Annotated in this window: 16 protein-coding genes, 1 tRNA gene and 1 riboswitch; of the genes, 7 read left to right on the top strand and 10 right to left on the bottom strand. The window is 70.2% G+C overall.

The features are described 5' to 3' along the window. Positions 1-2: 2 nt before the first annotated feature. Together ABD954_RS21690 and ABD954_RS21685 are read right to left on the bottom strand one after the other, a co-directional pair. Positions 3-884, bottom strand: coding sequence for an ABC transporter permease (locus ABD954_RS21690; protein ID WP_382745916.1), 882 nt, complete (start codon positions 882-884; stop codon positions 3-5). Further along, positions 877-1,677 (bottom strand): ABC transporter permease, encoded by an 801-nt coding sequence (locus ABD954_RS21685; RefSeq protein ID WP_345492369.1) that lies wholly within the window; start codon positions 1,675-1,677, stop codon positions 877-879. Before ABD954_RS21685 ends, ABD954_RS21690 begins: the two co-directional genes overlap by 8 nt. Before the next feature lie 129 nt (positions 1,678-1,806). Here ABD954_RS21685 and ABD954_RS21680 point away from each other — a divergent pair, with 129 nt between their 5' ends. After that, positions 1,807-4,284, top strand: a complete 2,478-nt coding sequence (locus ABD954_RS21680; RefSeq protein WP_345487993.1) for a transglycosylase domain-containing protein — start codon at positions 1,807-1,809, stop codon at positions 4,282-4,284. On the opposite strand, the gene ABD954_RS21675 is transcribed toward ABD954_RS21680, so the two are convergent. The 3 genes from ABD954_RS21675 to ABD954_RS21665 form a co-directional block, all read right to left on the bottom strand. Then, positions 4,262-4,582, bottom strand: a complete 321-nt coding sequence (locus ABD954_RS21675; RefSeq protein WP_345487991.1) for a DMT family transporter — start codon at positions 4,580-4,582, stop codon at positions 4,262-4,264. The two genes, ABD954_RS21680 and ABD954_RS21675, sit on opposite strands and share 23 nt — an antisense overlap. 32 nt (positions 4,583-4,614) lie before the next feature. Then, positions 4,615-4,681: riboswitch (guanidine-III (ykkC-III) riboswitch) on the bottom strand. Positions 4,682-4,764: 83 nt separating this feature from the next. Next, positions 4,765-5,103, bottom strand: a complete 339-nt coding sequence (locus ABD954_RS21670; protein WP_345487989.1) for a GroES family chaperonin — start codon at positions 5,101-5,103, stop codon at positions 4,765-4,767. Positions 5,104-5,167: 64 nt separating this feature from the next. Continuing rightward, positions 5,168-5,488 carry a DUF3618 domain-containing protein gene (locus ABD954_RS21665; protein WP_345487987.1) on the bottom strand — a complete coding sequence of 107 codons (321 nt, stop codon included), beginning with the start codon at positions 5,486-5,488 and terminating at the stop codon, positions 5,168-5,170. A 131-nt stretch (positions 5,489-5,619) separates the two neighbouring features. Here ABD954_RS21665 and bcp point away from each other — a divergent pair, with 131 nt between their 5' ends. From bcp to ABD954_RS21645, 4 genes are all read left to right on the top strand, one after another. After that, on the top strand, positions 5,620-6,093 hold the full coding sequence (gene bcp / locus ABD954_RS21660) for a thioredoxin-dependent thiol peroxidase (protein ID WP_345487985.1): 474 nt from the start codon (positions 5,620-5,622) through the stop codon (positions 6,091-6,093). A 145-nt stretch (positions 6,094-6,238) separates the two neighbouring features. After that, positions 6,239-7,735, top strand: a complete 1,497-nt coding sequence (proP, locus tag ABD954_RS21655) for a glycine betaine/L-proline transporter ProP (RefSeq protein WP_345487984.1) — start codon at positions 6,239-6,241, stop codon at positions 7,733-7,735. A 117-nt stretch (positions 7,736-7,852) separates the two neighbouring features. Further along, positions 7,853-8,905, top strand: a complete 1,053-nt coding sequence (locus ABD954_RS21650) for an HNH endonuclease signature motif containing protein (protein WP_345487982.1) — start codon at positions 7,853-7,855, stop codon at positions 8,903-8,905. After that, positions 8,871-8,954, top strand: a tRNA-Leu gene (locus ABD954_RS21645). Before ABD954_RS21650 ends, ABD954_RS21645 begins: the two co-directional genes overlap by 35 nt. A gap of 55 nt (positions 8,955-9,009) precedes the next feature. Here the strand turns inward: ABD954_RS21645 and rdgB are convergent. From rdgB to ABD954_RS21625, 4 genes are all read right to left on the bottom strand, one after another. After that, on the bottom strand, positions 9,010-9,612 hold the full coding sequence (gene rdgB / locus ABD954_RS21640; protein WP_345487980.1) for an RdgB/HAM1 family non-canonical purine NTP pyrophosphatase: 603 nt from the start codon (positions 9,610-9,612) through the stop codon (positions 9,010-9,012). Between the two features lie 40 nt (positions 9,613-9,652). After that, positions 9,653-10,069: a hypothetical protein gene (locus ABD954_RS21635; protein ID WP_345487979.1), complete on the bottom strand. Its 417-nt coding sequence runs from the start codon at positions 10,067-10,069 to the stop codon at positions 9,653-9,655. Between the two features lie 58 nt (positions 10,070-10,127). Beyond that, complete coding sequence (gene rph / locus ABD954_RS21630) at positions 10,128-10,859, bottom strand: ribonuclease PH (RefSeq protein ID WP_345487977.1); 732 nt, start codon at positions 10,857-10,859, stop codon at positions 10,128-10,130. Positions 10,860-10,946: 87 nt separating this feature from the next. Further along, the gene (locus ABD954_RS21625; protein WP_345487976.1) at positions 10,947-11,180 is read right to left on the bottom strand and encodes a PTS sugar transporter subunit IIB; all 234 of its coding nucleotides are present in this window, start codon (positions 11,178-11,180) and stop codon (positions 10,947-10,949) included. Positions 11,181-11,400: 220 nt separating this feature from the next. Between ABD954_RS21625 and ABD954_RS21620 the strand changes: the two genes are divergently transcribed. Both ABD954_RS21620 and ABD954_RS21615 read left to right on the top strand, forming a co-directional pair. After that, a complete protein-coding gene (locus ABD954_RS21620) occupies positions 11,401-12,702 on the top strand; it encodes a PTS transporter subunit EIIC (RefSeq protein ID WP_345487974.1) in 1,302 nt (433 codons plus the stop codon). Between the two features lie 269 nt (positions 12,703-12,971). After that, positions 12,972-14,237, top strand: a complete 1,266-nt coding sequence (locus ABD954_RS21615) for a PTS transporter subunit EIIC (RefSeq protein WP_345487972.1) — start codon at positions 12,972-12,974, stop codon at positions 14,235-14,237. 76 nt (positions 14,238-14,313) lie between these two features. On the opposite strand, the gene ABD954_RS21610 is transcribed toward ABD954_RS21615, so the two are convergent. Then, complete coding sequence (locus ABD954_RS21610) at positions 14,314-15,066, bottom strand: MBL fold metallo-hydrolase (RefSeq protein WP_345487970.1); 753 nt, start codon at positions 15,064-15,066, stop codon at positions 14,314-14,316. Positions 15,067-15,126 lie beyond the last annotated feature (60 nt).

Below are 15,126 nucleotides of genomic sequence, written 5' to 3'. Positions count from 1 at the left end.
TCTCAGCTTCCTGTCGATCGGTAAGCCCGCAGGCCGGTCCGCCAGGCCCACCCGGCGACCGCGCAGCACACCGCCGCCACCAGCGGCGAGGCGTACGCCGTCCACCCCGGCACCCCCGCCGGGGCCGGCCGGCCGAGCACGTACAGGGCGGGCAGCCAGTTCACGAAGGCGAGCGGCACGACGTAGACGACACCCCGCACCAGGTCCTGGGCGAAGATCGTCGGCGGGTACTGGAGCATCGTGTTGCCCCCGTACGTGAACGAGCTGGTGACCTCCGCCGCGTCCTGCATCCAGAACAGCGCCGACGCCCCGAGCACCATCAGCGCGGCGAAGATCAGGGCACCGCTCAGCAGCATCACCGGCACCAGGAGCACCTTCAGCGGCGTCCAGGAGAGGTCGAGCAGGACCAGCCCCCACACCAGGACCAGCACGCCTTGGACGAGCCGGCCGAGCCGCCGCAGCGCGAACCGGTCCGCCGCGACCTGCGCGAGGACGGGTGCGGGCCGCAGCAGGAAGGTGTCGAACGAGCCGTCGCGCACCCGCTTGCCCATCCTCGGCAGCGAGCCCATCACCAGGTCGGCGAGCCCGAAGGACGTGCCCGCCGTCCCGTAGAGGAAGGCGACCTCGGCGAAGGAGAAGCCGCCCAGGCCCCGGACCTGACCGAACATCAGGAGGATCACGACGAAGTCGAAGAAGGTGACGGTGAAGGAGGAGAGGAGGGTGAGCGCGAAGGAGGAGCGGTACGTCATGGTGGAGCGGATCCACATGGCCGCGACCATCCGGTACGTACGCCAGGACTCGCCGGCCGTGCGCCAGGCGCCCCCGAGTCCCCGGCCGGCCGGCCCCGGCCCGCCGGCTCCGGCCGGCTCGTACGCCTCAGCCACCCTGCACCACCACCTTCCGCGTCGCCGCCGCCTGTGCCGCCCGGCCCGCCGCGAGCAGCAGGGCCGCCCAGCATGCCTGGAAGGCGTACGCCCCGAGCAGTCCCCACCCCTCGTACCGCTCCAGATAGACGTCCGCCGGCACCTGGAGCATCGACGCCCAGGGCAGCAGCCGCGCCACCTCGCCCAGGGAGCCCGGGAAGACGTTGAGCGGGAGCAGCATCCCGGAGAAGAACAGGCCGCCCAGCCAGGCGATCTGGACCACTCCCTGGCCGTCGAGGAGCCAGAAGGCGCTCATGGCGACGAGGTACCAGACGGCGAAGCTCACGACCGAGCCGAGCGTCACCGCGACCAGGAAGGCGAGCCAGGTCCACGGGCGGGAGGGCAGGGTCAGGTCGAAGACGAGGGCGCCGAGGAACAGGGGGGCGATCCCGCGGCCGAGCAGCTGGTAGGCGCAGCGGCCCAGGTTGGCGGCGAACCACCAGGTCTGGAGGTCGGCGGGCCGGTAGAGGTCGACCGCGATGTCACCGGTCCGGATCCGTTCGATGAGCTCGTCCTCGAAGCCCCCGCCCATCAGGCCGCAGACGGTGATGAGGCCCTGGCCGATCCACACATAGGCGAGGGCGTCGCCCATGGCGTACCCGCCGAGGCCGGGGCGCGCGTCCCACAAGGCTATATAGGTGTACGACAGGATGAAGCCAAAGACCGTGTTGGTGAACACCCCCGCCGCGGTGGCCACCCGGTAGGTGGCATGGCGCCGGAAACCACCGGCGGCCACCGCCGTGTAGAGCCGCAGCACGCCCGCCCCACCCCTCTCCGCTCGGAACCCATCGGCACCAAAGCGCACGACCTTAGTGGGATTTCCCGTGCCGCCGCGACCGGTTTTCCCGCCCCACCGACCCCCATGAGGGCAGGATGTGATGCTATGTCCCCTTCATCCGGTACGCGTGAGGTTCGTCCCGCCGAACCCTCCTGGGAACCACGGGACCCGACCGTCCCCGCCCCGCCCTCCCGGCCGCGCCGGCCCCGCCGCCTCCTGCGGCGCCTGTTCGGCCTCGCCGCCCTCGGAGTGCTGCTCCTCCTCGGCGGCCTGGTCGCCGGCTACCTCCTCGTGGACATCCCGCCCGCCAACGCCACCGCCGTCGCCCAGTCCAACCTCTTCCTCTACCGCGACGGCACCCCGATCGCCCGCGACGGCGAGATCGACCGGGAGAACGTCAGCCTGCGACGCGTCCCGGCCACCGTCCAGCACGCCGTCCTCGCCGCCGAGGAACGCGACTTCCGCACCTCACCCGCCGTCGACCCCCGCGCCATGATCCGCGCCACCTGGAACACCCTCACCGGCAAGGGACGCCAGTCCGGCTCCACGATCACCCAGCAGTACGTCAAGAACTACTACCTCGGCCAGGAACAGACCCTCACCCGCAAGGCCAAGGAGTTCTTCATCGCGCTCAAACTGGGCCGCGAGAAGAGCAAGGACGAGATCCTCCAGGGCTACCTGAACACCAGCTACTTCGGCCGCAACGCCTACGGCATCCAGGCAGCCGCCCGCGCCTACTACGGCAAGGACGCGGGCGACCTCGACACCGCCGAAGGCGCCTACCTCGCCTCGCTGCTCAACGCCCCGAACGCCTACGACGTCGCCGCCCACCCGGAGAACCGCCCGCGGGCACTGGCCCGCTGGCACTACGTCCTCGACGGCATGGTCAAGGAGGGCTGGCTCTCCCCCGCCGCCCGCGCGGCCGCCGTCTTCCCCGCCCCGCAGCCCGCCCGCCCCTCCGCCGGACTGTCCGGGCAGCGCGGCTACCTCGTCCAGGCCGTCGAGCAGTACCTGACCGAGCACGCCGTCGTCGACGAGAAGACCCTGGCCGCCGGCGGCTTCCGGATCACCACCACCCTGGAACCCGCCAAACAGGACGCGCTCGTGAAGGCCGTCGAGGAGCACGTGACCTCGAAACTCGCCCCGGACCGCAACCCCGTCGACCGTCACGTACGCGTCGGGGGCGCGGCCGTCGACCCGACGAGCGGCAAGGTCGTCGCGCTCTACGGAGGCGTCGACTACACCCGGCAGTTCGTCAACAACGCCACCCGCCGCGACTACCAGGTCGGCTCCACCTTCAAGCCCTTCGTCCTCGCCACCGCCTTCCAGCACGGCGCACTGACGCAGGAGGGCGAGCCGATCACCCCCGACACCCTCTACGACGGCGACAACCGCCGCCCGGTGCAGGGCTGGAGCGGCGGCACCTACGACCCGGCCAACGAGGACGACGCCAGCTACGGCGAGATCACCGTCCGGTCCGCCACCGACGAGTCGGTGAACACCGTCTACGCGCAGCTGGCCGTGGACGCGGGACCGGCCCGGGTCCGCGACACCGCGGTGGCGCTCGGCCTGCCGGCGAAGACCCCCGACCTCACCGCCGGCCCCTCCATCGCGCTCGGCCCGGCCACGGCGAGCGTCCTGGACCTCGCACAGGCGTACGCCACCCTCGCGAACCACGGCCGACGCGCCGCGTACACCCTCGTCGAGAAGGTCACCAGGGACGGCGAGGAGTTCACGCTCCCGGCCGGCGAGGGCCGGCAGGTCATCGCCCGCGAGGCCGCCGACACCACGACCGCGGTCCTGCGCAGCGTCGTCGAGGGCGGCACCGGCACGGCGGCACAGGCGGCCGGGCGACCCGCGGCGGGCAAGACGGGCACGGCGGAGGACGACAAGGCCGCCTGGTTCGCCGGCTACACCCCCGAACTCGTCACCGTGGTGGCGATGATGGGCCAGGACCCCGAGTCGGGCCGGCAGCAGCCGCTGTACGGGGCGCTCGGGGAACCCCGGATCAACGGCGGCGGCACGCCGGCGGAGATCTGGGCCCGCTTCACCCGCGAGGCGCTGGCGGGCGTGCCCGCGAAGGACTTCGACCTGCGGCTGATGGCGGGCGTCGCGCCCGTACCACCGCTCGGGGAAGGGCGCGAGGGCGACGAGGGGCGCCAGGGACACGAGAACTACGACGGACACGAGGGGCACGACGGGCACGAGGGGCACGAGGGGCCGGCTGCGGCCGGCCGGCCGCAGCCGCCCAAGCCCTGGGCGCCGTGGACACCGGGATCGGTGGTACGGGCCGAGCCCCACGGAGCAGCAGGGCCCGCCGGACCGGACGGGCCCGCCCCCCGCGGGGAGCCCGGGCACCTCCAGGACCGGCGGGCACCGGCGGCCGGGCCGCAGCCCCCGGCACACCGGGAAGACCCACCGCCCGACACCCCCGCGCACCCGGTCGAAACAGGACCGGACCCCGGACCCGGACCCGTCTCCGAACCCGGACCGCAGCAAGCCCCGCCACCGGCCCCCGGCCCCGCCGACGGCCCGGTGGACGCCCCCGCCGACGCCCCGGTCAGTGCCCCGAGGTCGCCTTGAGGCCGACCACGGCCACCAGCAGCAGACACACGAAGAAGATCCGCGCGGCGGTCGCCGGCTCACCGAGCACCACCATGCCGAGCACCGCCGCACCGGCCGCGCCGATGCCGACCCACACGCCGTAGGCCGTACCGATCGGAAGGGACTTGGCGGCCTGCGAGAGCAGCACCATCGACGCGACGATCCCGGCAGCCGTGAAGACACTGGGCCACAGCCGGGTGAACCCGTCGGTGTACTTCATGCCGATCGACCAGCCGACCTCGAGCAGACCGGCGACGACGAGAAGAACCCAGGCCATGACGACGAACCTCCGCGAGACGGAACAACAAGGGTGCGTCGTCTTGTCGTGAAACCCGGTACGGCGCGTCTCGTCGGGGTACTTCCAGGCTAGCAAAATCCCCCCGGAAAACGGCGAAGAGCCCGGTGACGGTCGCCACCAGGCCCTAGTGCCAGTCCCCTCCACGACCCCGCCGCGGACGGCTACAGATACAGGCCCGTCGAGTCGGACGCCCCCTGGAAACGGTCCGCGGCCACCGCGTGCAGGTCGCGCTCCCGCATCAGGACGTACGCCACGCCCCGCACCTCGACCTCCGCACGGTCCTCGGGGTCGTACAGGACCCGGTCGCCGATCTCGACGGTACGGACGTTCTGCCCGACCGCGACGACCTCGGCCCAGGCAAGACGGCGGCCGACCGCCGCGGTCGCCGGGATCAGGATGCCGCCGCCCGAGCGACGCTCCCCCTCAGGGGTGTCGGACCGGACCAGGACGCGGTCGTGGAGCATCCGGATGGGCAGCTTGTCGTGGGTGTTCTCGCTCACGGCTCGAACCTACCTGCCCGGGCGTGTCGCCCGTACCCGGGACCGGCACACCGGACGCCGAGCGTCACCGCTTGCCCTTGCGCGAGGAGGCCGCGATCAGCCCGATGACGGCCACGGCCACCAGCGCCACCGGCACCACACGCTCCAGACGCGGCGCGCCGTCCGCGTCCGTGAAGCGGGCCTTCACGTCCGACACGACGCGATTGACCGCGACGAACGCCCGCCCCGCCGTGTGGTCGACCTGGGCGGCGACCTTCGCCTTCGCATCACCGACGATCGTCTTCGGGTGCAGCCGAATCCCGATCTCGTCGAGAGTGACGGCGAGCTGCTCGCGCCGGCGGACGATGTCCGCCTCGATCTGCGCAGGGGTCCTGGCGTCCGACACCGCGCTGCCTCCGTAGTCGTGTTCCGGTCGTTGTGGACAGTCTGTCAGCTCGGAGCCGCCGGGGTCGGCACAGACCCCCATTAGGCTGGGTTCGCGTACGCGTACGACCTGTCGAGGAGAGCCAGAGAGCCATGAGCGAGCGACTGCAGCCCGGCGACACCGCCCCCGCCTTCACCCTGCCCGACGCCGACGGCAACGAGGTCTCCCTCGCGGACCACAGGGGCCGCAAGGTCATCGTCTACTTCTACCCCGCCGCCCTCACCCCGGGCTGCACCAAGCAGGCCTGCGACTTCACCGACAACCTCGAGCTGCTGGCGGACGCCGGCTACGACGTCATCGGCGTGTCGCCGGACAAGCCGGAGAAGCTCGCCAGGTTCCGCGACAAGGAGGACCTCAAGGTCACGCTCGTCGGCGACCCGGACAAGAAGGTCCTGGAGGCATACGGCGCCTTCGGCGAGAAGAAGCTCTACGGCAAGACGGTGACGGGCGTCATCCGCTCGACCGTCGTCGTCGACGAGGAGGGCAAGGTCGAGCGCGCGCTGTACAACGTCAAGGCCACCGGCCACGTCGCCAAGATCATCAAGGACCTGAAGATCGGGGCCTGAGCCCTCCCCCGCCGCCCCGGCCCACCGCCACCCGCGCACGCCTCCGGCGTGACGAGGGTCGCACTCACGCCCGGAATCCGTTTGGGAACGGCGTGACCGTGCAGAAGTCCTTGCCGGAAGATCCCCGGAGAAAGGACGTACGGCCATGCCGGCCCCCGAGCACGACACCCCGGCCGATCCGGACGCCCTGCGGCGGCATCCCCGGCTGTTCCGGGCCGTCACCCGCCGACGACACCCCCGGCTGCGCCGCACCGACATCACGGTGACCGACGAGACGGCGGTCAAGCGGGCCGTACGGGCGGCCTCCCTCGGCAACGCCATGGAGTGGTTCGACTTCGGCGTCTACGCCTACCTCGCCGTGACCCTCGGCCACGTCTTCTTCCCCTCCGGCAACGAGACCGTCCAGCTGCTCTCGTCCTTCGCCACCTTCGCCGTCGCCTTCCTCATCCGGCCGCTCGGCGGCATGGTCTTCGGCCCGATGGGCGACCGGCTGGGCCGCAAGAAGGTCCTCGCCCTGACCATGATCCTCATGGCCGTGGGCACCTTCGCGATCGGCCTGATCCCCTCCTACGACTCCATCGGCTACTGGGCGCCCGTCCTCCTGGTGTTCTTCCGCATGCTGCAGGGCTTCTCGACCGGCGGCGAGTACGGGGGCGCCTCCACCTTCATCGCCGAATACGCCCCGGACCGCCGCCGCGGGTACTTCGGCAGCTTCCTGGAGTTCGGCACCCTCGCCGGCTACGTCGGCGCGGCCGGCCTCGTCACCGCCCTGACCGCCTGGCTCGGCCAGGACACCATGGAGACCTGGGGCTGGCGCGTGCCGTTCCTGGTCGCCGGGCCACTGGGCCTCGTGGGCCTCTACCTGCGGATGCGGCTCGACGAGACACCGGCCTTCCGGAAGCTGGAGTCCGAGTCGGCACACGCATCGGAAGCCGCGGACACCGTGGAGACGACCACCAAGGGCGACCTCGGCCGGATCTTCCGGGAACAGTGGCGGGCCCTCGTCCTGTGCGTCGCCCTGGTCGGCGCGTACAACATCACCGACTACATGCTCCTGTCCTACATGCCGACGTACCTCTCCGACGAACTCGGCTACAGCGAGACCCACGGCCTGCTGGTACTGCTGGTCGTGATGGTCCTGATGATGCTCCTGATCACCCAGGTCGGCCGGCTCAACGACCGCTTCGGCCGCAAGCCGGTCCTCATGACGGGCATGCTCGGCTTCCTCTTCCTGTCCCTGCCCGCCTTCCTGCTCATCGGCCAGGGCGGGGTGGTGGCGATCACCGCCGGCATGCTGATGCTCGGCCTCTCCCTGCTCTGCATGCTCGGCACCATGTCGGCCGCCCTCCCGGCCCTCTTCCCGACGTCCCTGCGCTACGGCTCCCTGTCCGTCGGCTACAACGTCTCCACCTCCCTCTTCGGCGGCACCACCCCCCTCGTCATCACCGCCCTCATCGGCGCCACCGGCAGCAGCCTGATGCCCGCCTACTACGCCATGGGCGCCGCCCTGGTCGGCGTCATCGCCGTCGCCTGCATGAAGGAGACCGCCCAGCGCCCCCTGGAGGGCTCGCCCCCGGCGGTCGAGACGCACGAGGAGGCGGCGGAGATGGTGATGGCGGGCGCGCCGGAGCCGAGGTTCTGACACCGCTCACGGGAGAGGGCACGCGATAGGGGTACGCGATATGACGTGACCGTCCGACGGCCGGCTCGTTAGTCCGTGCGAGGCCACGAACGGGTGGCCGAGCACGGAGGGGGCTCGATGGGGACGAGCGCGTACACGAAGGAACGCCTGAGCAGTGCCGTGGCGGAGTCGAGGGGCTGGGCTGATCTGATGCGCCGACTCGGTGTTGCCGAGAGCGGCGGGCGACGCCGGACGCTGCAGTCGAAGGTCGCCGAGTACGGCATCGACACCAGTCACTTCAAACAGCGCAGCCCCTGGCGCAAGTACACGGACAGCGCCATTGCCGAAGCGGTCGCCACCTCGACGACGCTGCGCGAGGTCGTGCAGAAGCTCGGCGTGCCGCCGGCGACCGGGACACTCTCGCACATCCGGCGCCGAATCGAGGCGGCCCGAATCGACGTCAGTCACTTTCCCGGCCTGAACCGTTCCACGACGGACCTGCCGTTCACCACGGACGAGCTACGAACGGCGGCGGCGTCCGCGCACAGCGTCAGGGAGATGGCCCGCTTGTTGGGTGTCGCCGAGGACAGCCGGACCCGTGCCGCACTGCGGCACATGCTTCACGAGCGGGGAGTCAACATCGCCCACTTCACCTACAGGCGGGCCGACGTGCCCGACGACAGGCTACGGGCGGCGGTGGCCGGCGCCACCAGCTTCGCCGACGTGATGCGAGCCCTCGGGCTCCCACTGAGCGACCAGAACCATCGGCGGGTCAGGCGGTGGGTGGCCAGACTCGGCCTCGACACCTCTCACTTCAAGCGGCGGACGTGGGGCTCGGTTCGAGCCGTCGCCCCCAGGAGCATCGCCGGCGCGGTCTTCCGTATACGCCCCGAGGGGTCGACGCGGGAGAACCGCGACCGGCTGCACCGCGCCCTTGCCGAGGTAGGCGTCCCCTATCGCTGCGTCGAGTGCGGGAACGAGGGCGCATGGCGGGGGCGACACATCACCCTGCACATCGATCACATCAACGGAGACTGGCTCGACAACCGTCGGGAGAACCTTCGTTACCTCTGCCCCAACTGCCATGCAGCCACCGATACCTGGTGCCGGGGAGGGGCAAGCCGGCAGGCGGGCCCCGGTACGATGACAGGCGAGAGCGGCGGTGGCGCAATGGCGACGCAGCAGACTTAGGATCTGTGGCCCTTGACCGGGCTTGAGGGTTCGAATCCCTTCCGCCGCACCGAGAACGGCCTGCGAATCGAAGAATCGATGCGCAGGCCGTTCCTGCGCGCCCCTCAGCCCAGCAGTTCCTTCACCACCGGCACCAGTGCCCGGAACGCCTTCCCCCGGTGGCTGATCGCGTTCTTCTGGTCCGGCGTCAGTTCGGCGCAGGTCACCTCGTGGCCCTCCGGCTGGAGGATCGGGTCGTAGCCGAAGCCGTTGGTGCCGACGGGCTCGTGGCGGAGGACGCCCGGCATGCGGCCTTCCACCACGCGCTCGGTGCCGTCCGGCAACGCCAGGGCGGCCGCGCAGGCGAAGTGGGCCGCGCGGTGGGGGGCGGCGATGTCGGCAAGTTGGGCCAGGAGGAGGTCGAGGTTGGCCTTGTCGTCGCCGTGGCGGCCGGCCCAGCGGGCGGAGAAGATGCCGGGGGCGCCGCCGAGGACGTCGACGCAGAGGCCGGAGTCGTCGGCGACGGCGGGCAGGCCGGTGGCGCGGGCGAGGGCGTGGGCCTTGAGGAGGGCGTTCTCGGCGAAGGTGACGCCGGTTTCCTTGACGTCGGGGATGTCGGGGTACGCGTCCGCGCCGACGAGCTCGTGGTCGAGGCCTGCGTCGGCGAGGATCGCGCGGAGTTCGGTGATCTTGCCCGCGTTGCGGGTGGCGAGGATCAGACGGGTCATGCCCTGATTATCCGGTCCTCGCCGGGCGGCCGGCCGCGGGTCAGCCGGGGGTGCAGACCTTGCCGATCTCGGCGGCGGCGTCCGTGACGGGCTTGATGTCGGGGGTGGTGTCGCCGTTCTTGACGGCCTGGCGGACGGTGTCGACGCCCTTGTTGAGGTCCTCGACGGCCTTGGACAGGTCGGCGTTGTCCGTCGTGTTCTTGAGGTTGCCCAGCTCGGTGTCGATGCTGTTGAGGGCCTCTTCGATCTTGGTGGGGTCGTTGGAGGCGTCACCGACGGCCTGGGTGAGCTTGTCGACGGAGGTGGCGATGGCGTCGGCGGTCTTGACGCAGTCCATCGCCTTGTCGAGCGCCCCGCAGCCGACCAGGCCGGTGACTGCGACGGCGGCCGTGGCGACGGCGAGGGCTATGGTGCGGCGGCGCTTCACGTTTCGGGTCCTCCCCCAAGCTGTGTACATGTGGACGGGGCGCACGGTTCGACCCGTGCGCCCGTGAGCGTAGAGACGCGGTGGCGTTCTACAGGGTTCCTTCGAGGGCCTTGCGCTGGAGTTCGGCGAGTTCGGCGCAGCCGCCGGAGGCGAGGTCGAGGAGGGCGTTGAGCTCCTTGCGGTCGAAGGGCTCGGCTTCGGCGGTGCCCTGGACCTCGACGAAGCGGCCGTCGCCGGTGCAGACGACGTTCATGTCGGTCTCGGCGCGGACGTCTTCCTCGTAGCAGAGGTCGAGGAGGGGGACGCCGTCGACGATGCCGACGGAGACGGCGGAGACGGTGCCGGTGAGGGGTTTGCGGCCGGCTTTGACGAGCTTCTTGTTCTGGGCCCAGGTGATGGCGTCGGCGAGGGCGACGTAGGCGCCGGTGATGGCGGCGGTGCGGGTGCCGCCGTCGGCCTGGAGGACGTCGCAGTCGAGGACGATGGTGTTCTCGCCGAGGGCCTTGTAGTCGATGACGGCGCGCAGGGAGCGGCCGATGAGGCGGGAGATCTCGTGGGTGCGTCCGCCGATCTTGCCGCGGACGGATTCGCGGTCGCCGCGGGTGTTGGTGGAGCGGGGGAGCATCGAGTATTCGCCGGTGACCCAGCCTTCGCCGCTGCCCTTGCGCCAGCGCGGGACGCCTTCGGTGACGGAGGCGGTGCAGAAGACCTTGGTGTCGCCGAAGGAGATGAGGACGGAGCCTTCTGCGTGCTTGCTCCATCCGCGTTCGATGGTGACGGGGCGGAGCTGTTCGGGGGTACGGCCGTCGATACGAGACATGGGTCGAGCGTAGTGTGTCGGGGCCGTCATGACGGAGGGGCTCGTTCCCCTGCCGGAACGGGCCCCTCGTCGGCTGGTGTCAGCTGCTCACATCATGTCTTCGATGTCGGCGGCGATGGGGTCGGCGTCGGTGCCGATGACGACCTGGATGGCGGTGCCCATCTTGACGACGCCGTGGGCGCCGGCGGCCTTGAGGGCGGCCTCGTCGACGAGGGCGGGGTCGACGACCTCGGTGCGGAGGCGGGTGATGCAGCCTTCGACCTCTTCGATGTTGTCGATGCCGCCGAGGCCGGCGACGATCTTCTCAGCCTTGCTGGCCATGTGTGTCTCCCTGTCCGTTCTGCGCACCGGTGGTCCGTTGTGTCACGGTAACCCACGGTTGGCCCAACCTCGCGCGCGCATACCGCCGTTCTGTCGAATGATGACGATCACCGGCGGCTTGCCCTTGGTGGCCTCCGTGAGCCTACCGCAACTGGTCTACACCAGTGCAGTGGCTGCCCTCGTTCGCAGCACCCGTCCGCAGGCCCCAGGGAGGACGCCGATGAGCAGCGCACGTGCCGCCGCCCCACCGAAGAAGTCGATGTGGGGCGGTTTCTTCCAGGGGCTGCAGAAGATGGGGCGCAGTCTTCAGCTGCCGATCGCCGTCCTGCCGGCCGCGGGCATCATCAACCGGCTCGGGCAGCCGGACGTCTTCGGTTCTGACGGCCTGGGCTGGGACAACGTCGCCAAGGTCATGTCGGGTGCGGGCGGCGCGCTGCTGGACGGCAGCCTGGGTCTGCCGTTGCTGTTCTGCATCGGTGTCGCCATCGGCATGGCGAAGAAGGCGGACGGTTCGACCGCGCTCGCCGCGGTGGTCGGCTTCCTCGTCTACTACACGGTGCTGCGGCAGTTCCCGAAGGACTGCCCGGCCGGGACGAGGGACGTGGGCGGTGGGTGCCTGGGCGCGGACGACGCGTTCGCCGGTTACACGTACCAGAATCCGGGTGTTTTCGGCGGCATCGTGATGGGTCTGCTGGCGGCCTATCTGTGGCAGCGGTTCCACCGGACGAAGCTGGTCGACTGGCTGGGTTTCTTCAACGGCCGCCGGCTCGTGCCGATCATCATGGCCTTCGTCGGCATCGTCTTCGCGGCTCTGTGCCTGTGGATCTGGCCGCCGATCGGTGATGCCCTGGAGAGCTTCAGCGACTGGCTGGTGGGGCTCGGGGCGTGGGGTTCGGGCATCTTCGGCGTGGCGAACCGGGCGCTGCTGGTGATCGGTCTGCACCAGTTCCTGAACGTGCCGATCTGGTTCCAGTTCGGTTCGTACACGAAGCCGGACGGGTCCACGGTCCACGGTGACATCAGCATGTTCCTGGCGGGTGACCCGGAGGCCGGTCAGTTCACCACGGGCTTCTTCCCGATCATGATGTTCGCGCTGCCGGCGGCGGCGCTGGCGATCACGCACTGCGCCCGGCCGCAGCACCGCAAGCGGGTGGGCGGCATGATGCTGTCGGTGGCGCTGACCTCGTTCGTCACCGGCATCACGGAGCCGATCGAGTACTCGTTCCTCTTCATCGCGCCGGTGCTCTACGCGATCCACGCGGTGCTGACGGGTGTGTCGATGGCGGTGACGTGGGCGCTCGGGGTCAAGGACGGCTTCAGCTTCTCGGCGGGTCTGATCGACTACCTGATCAACTGGAACCTGGCGACCAAGCCGTGGTTGATCATCCCGATCGGTCTGGGTTTCGCGGTCCTCTACTACGTGATCTTCCGCTTCGCGATCACCCGGTTCGACCTCCCCACGCCGGGCCGTGAGCCCGAGGAGGTGGAGGAGGAGATCGACCGCGACACGACCAAGGCGTGAGCGTGCGTGCCGTGGGGTGAAGCCGCGGCCTGAACCCGCGGCCACCAGGGCCCTCGGACCTCCGGTCCGGGGGCCCTTCGCCGTCCGCCGTCCGGTTATGGCTCAGTGCACAGAATTCACAGGTTCCTTATCTAAGTCCCACGTGCTACAACAGGTCTACACCAGTTATTGGTGTAGACCACGCGGTCCAGACCACCGCGTTCCCGAGACGCCGCCGTCACCCCCTTTTCCCTGTCCTCTGGCGGCGCCTTGCCTACTGGAGGAAGTTGATGAGTACGGCCACCGCCCAGGCCGCCGCTCCCGCGAAGAAGCGCGGATCCGGCCTGTTCCAGGGCCTGCAGAAGGTCGGTCGCAGCCTGCAGCTGCCGATCGCCGTACTGCCGGCCGCGGGTATCTTGCTCCGTCTCGGCCAGGACGACGTGTTCGGCAAGGACGGTCTCGGCTGGGACCAGGTGGCGAAGGTCTTCGCCACCGCCGGTGACGCGGTCTTCGCGAACCTGCCCCTGCTGTTCTGCGTCGGCATCGCCATCGGCTTCGCCAAGAAGGCCGACGGATCCACGGCCCTCGCCGCGCTCGTCGGCTTCCTCGTCTACAAGAACGTGCTGACCGCGTTCCCCGTAACCGACGCCGTCGTCAACACCACCGCCAACAAGGGCGTCGACGTCGCCGCGACGTACAACGACCCCAAGGTACTCGGCGGCATCGTCATGGGCCTGCTGGCCGCGGTCATATGGCAGCGCTACCACCGCACGAAGCTGGTCGACTGGCTCGGCTTCTTCAACGGCCGCCGACTCGTCCCGATCATCATGGCCTTCGTCGGCACGATCATGGGCGTCTTCTTCGGTCTGGTCTGGGAGCCCATCGGCAACGTCATCGCCGACTTCGGCGAGTGGATGACCGGCCTCGGCGCCGTCGGCGCGGGCATCTTCGGCGTGGTCAACCGCGGTCTGCTGCCCATCGGCATGCACCAGTTCGTGAACACCGTCGCCTGGCAGGAGATCGGCTCCTTCAAGGACTCCGCCGGCGCCATGTGGCACGGTGACCTGCCCCGCTTCTTCCACGGCGACCCCACCGCCGGTCAGTTCATGTCGGGCTTCTTCCCGATCATGATGTTCGCCCTTCCGGCCGCCGCGCTCGCCATCACGCACTGCGCCCGCCCCGAGCGCCGCAAGGCCGTCGGCGGCATGATGATGTCCCTCGCGCTGACCTCCTTCGTCACCGGCATCACCGAGCCGATCGAGTTCGCGTTCATGTTCATCGCGCCGGTCCTCTACGTGATCCACGCGCTCCTGACCGCCATCTCCATGGCCGTCACCTGGGCGCTGGGCGTGCACCACGGCTTCAGCTTCTCCGCCGGCGCGATCGACTACTTCCTCAACTGGGGTCTCGCCACCAAGCCCTGGATGATCATCCCCATCGGTCTGGTCTTCGCCGCGATCTACTACGTGGTCTTCCGCTTCGCGATCACCAAGTTCAACCTCCCCACCCCGGGCCGCGAGCCCGAGGAGGAGGTCGAGGACCTCACCAAGGCGTGAGCCTCGCCCCCCGCACGCACCAGGGGCCCGGAACCGTACGGTTCCGGGCCCCTGGCCGTCGGCGGGTCCGTACGGCTCAGACCTCGTAGACCGCGCCGGCGTACGCCAGCTCCGCCGGCCCCGTGAACACCTCGCGGGCGTCCGCCAGGTTCCGCTCGCCGTCCGTCCACGGCGGGATGTGGGTCAGCACCAGACGGCGCACGCCGGCGCGGGCGGCGTGGGCGCCGGCCTCGCGGCCGTTGAGGTGGAGGTCGGGGACGTCCTCCTTGCCGTGGGTGAAGGACGCCTCGCAGAGGAAGAGGTCCGCGCCGCGCGCCAGCTCGTCGAGGGCGTCGCAGACGCCGGTGTCACCCGAATAGGTGAGCGTGCGGCCGGCGTGCTCGATCCGGATGCCGTACGCCTCCACCGGATGGCAGACCTTCTCCGTACGGACGGTGAACGGCCCCACCTCGAAGGTGCCGGACTTCAGCGTCTGGAAGCCGAAGACCTCGCTCATCGACGTCGGCGACGGCGTGTCCGCGTACGCCGTGGTCAGCCGCTGTTCCGCGCCCTCGGGGGCGAAGACCGGGATCGCGTCGCAGCGGCCCCCCTCGTGGCGGTAGTACCGGGCCACGAAGTAGCCGCACATGTCGATGCAGTGGTCGGCGTGCAGATGGCTGAGGAAGATCGCGTCGAGGTCGTACAGACCGATGTGGCGCTGCAGCTCGCCGAGGGCGCCGTTGCCCATGTCGAGGAGCAGCCGGAAGCCGTCGGCCTCTACCAGGTAGCTCGAACAGGCCGATTCCGCGGACGGGAACGACCCGGAGCAGCCGACGACGGTGAGCTTCATGGAGCGTGAACCTCCGTGGACGGGTGCGGAAAGCGCGCTGAGAGGGGAGGTCGTGCGGTG

Source organism: Streptomyces roseoviridis (genome assembly GCF_039535235.1).
Classification (GTDB): domain Bacteria; phylum Actinomycetota; class Actinomycetes; order Streptomycetales; family Streptomycetaceae; genus Streptomyces; species Streptomyces roseoviridis.
Note: the sequence above shows the minus strand (reverse complement) of the source record. Positions and strands in the feature narration are given on the sequence as shown.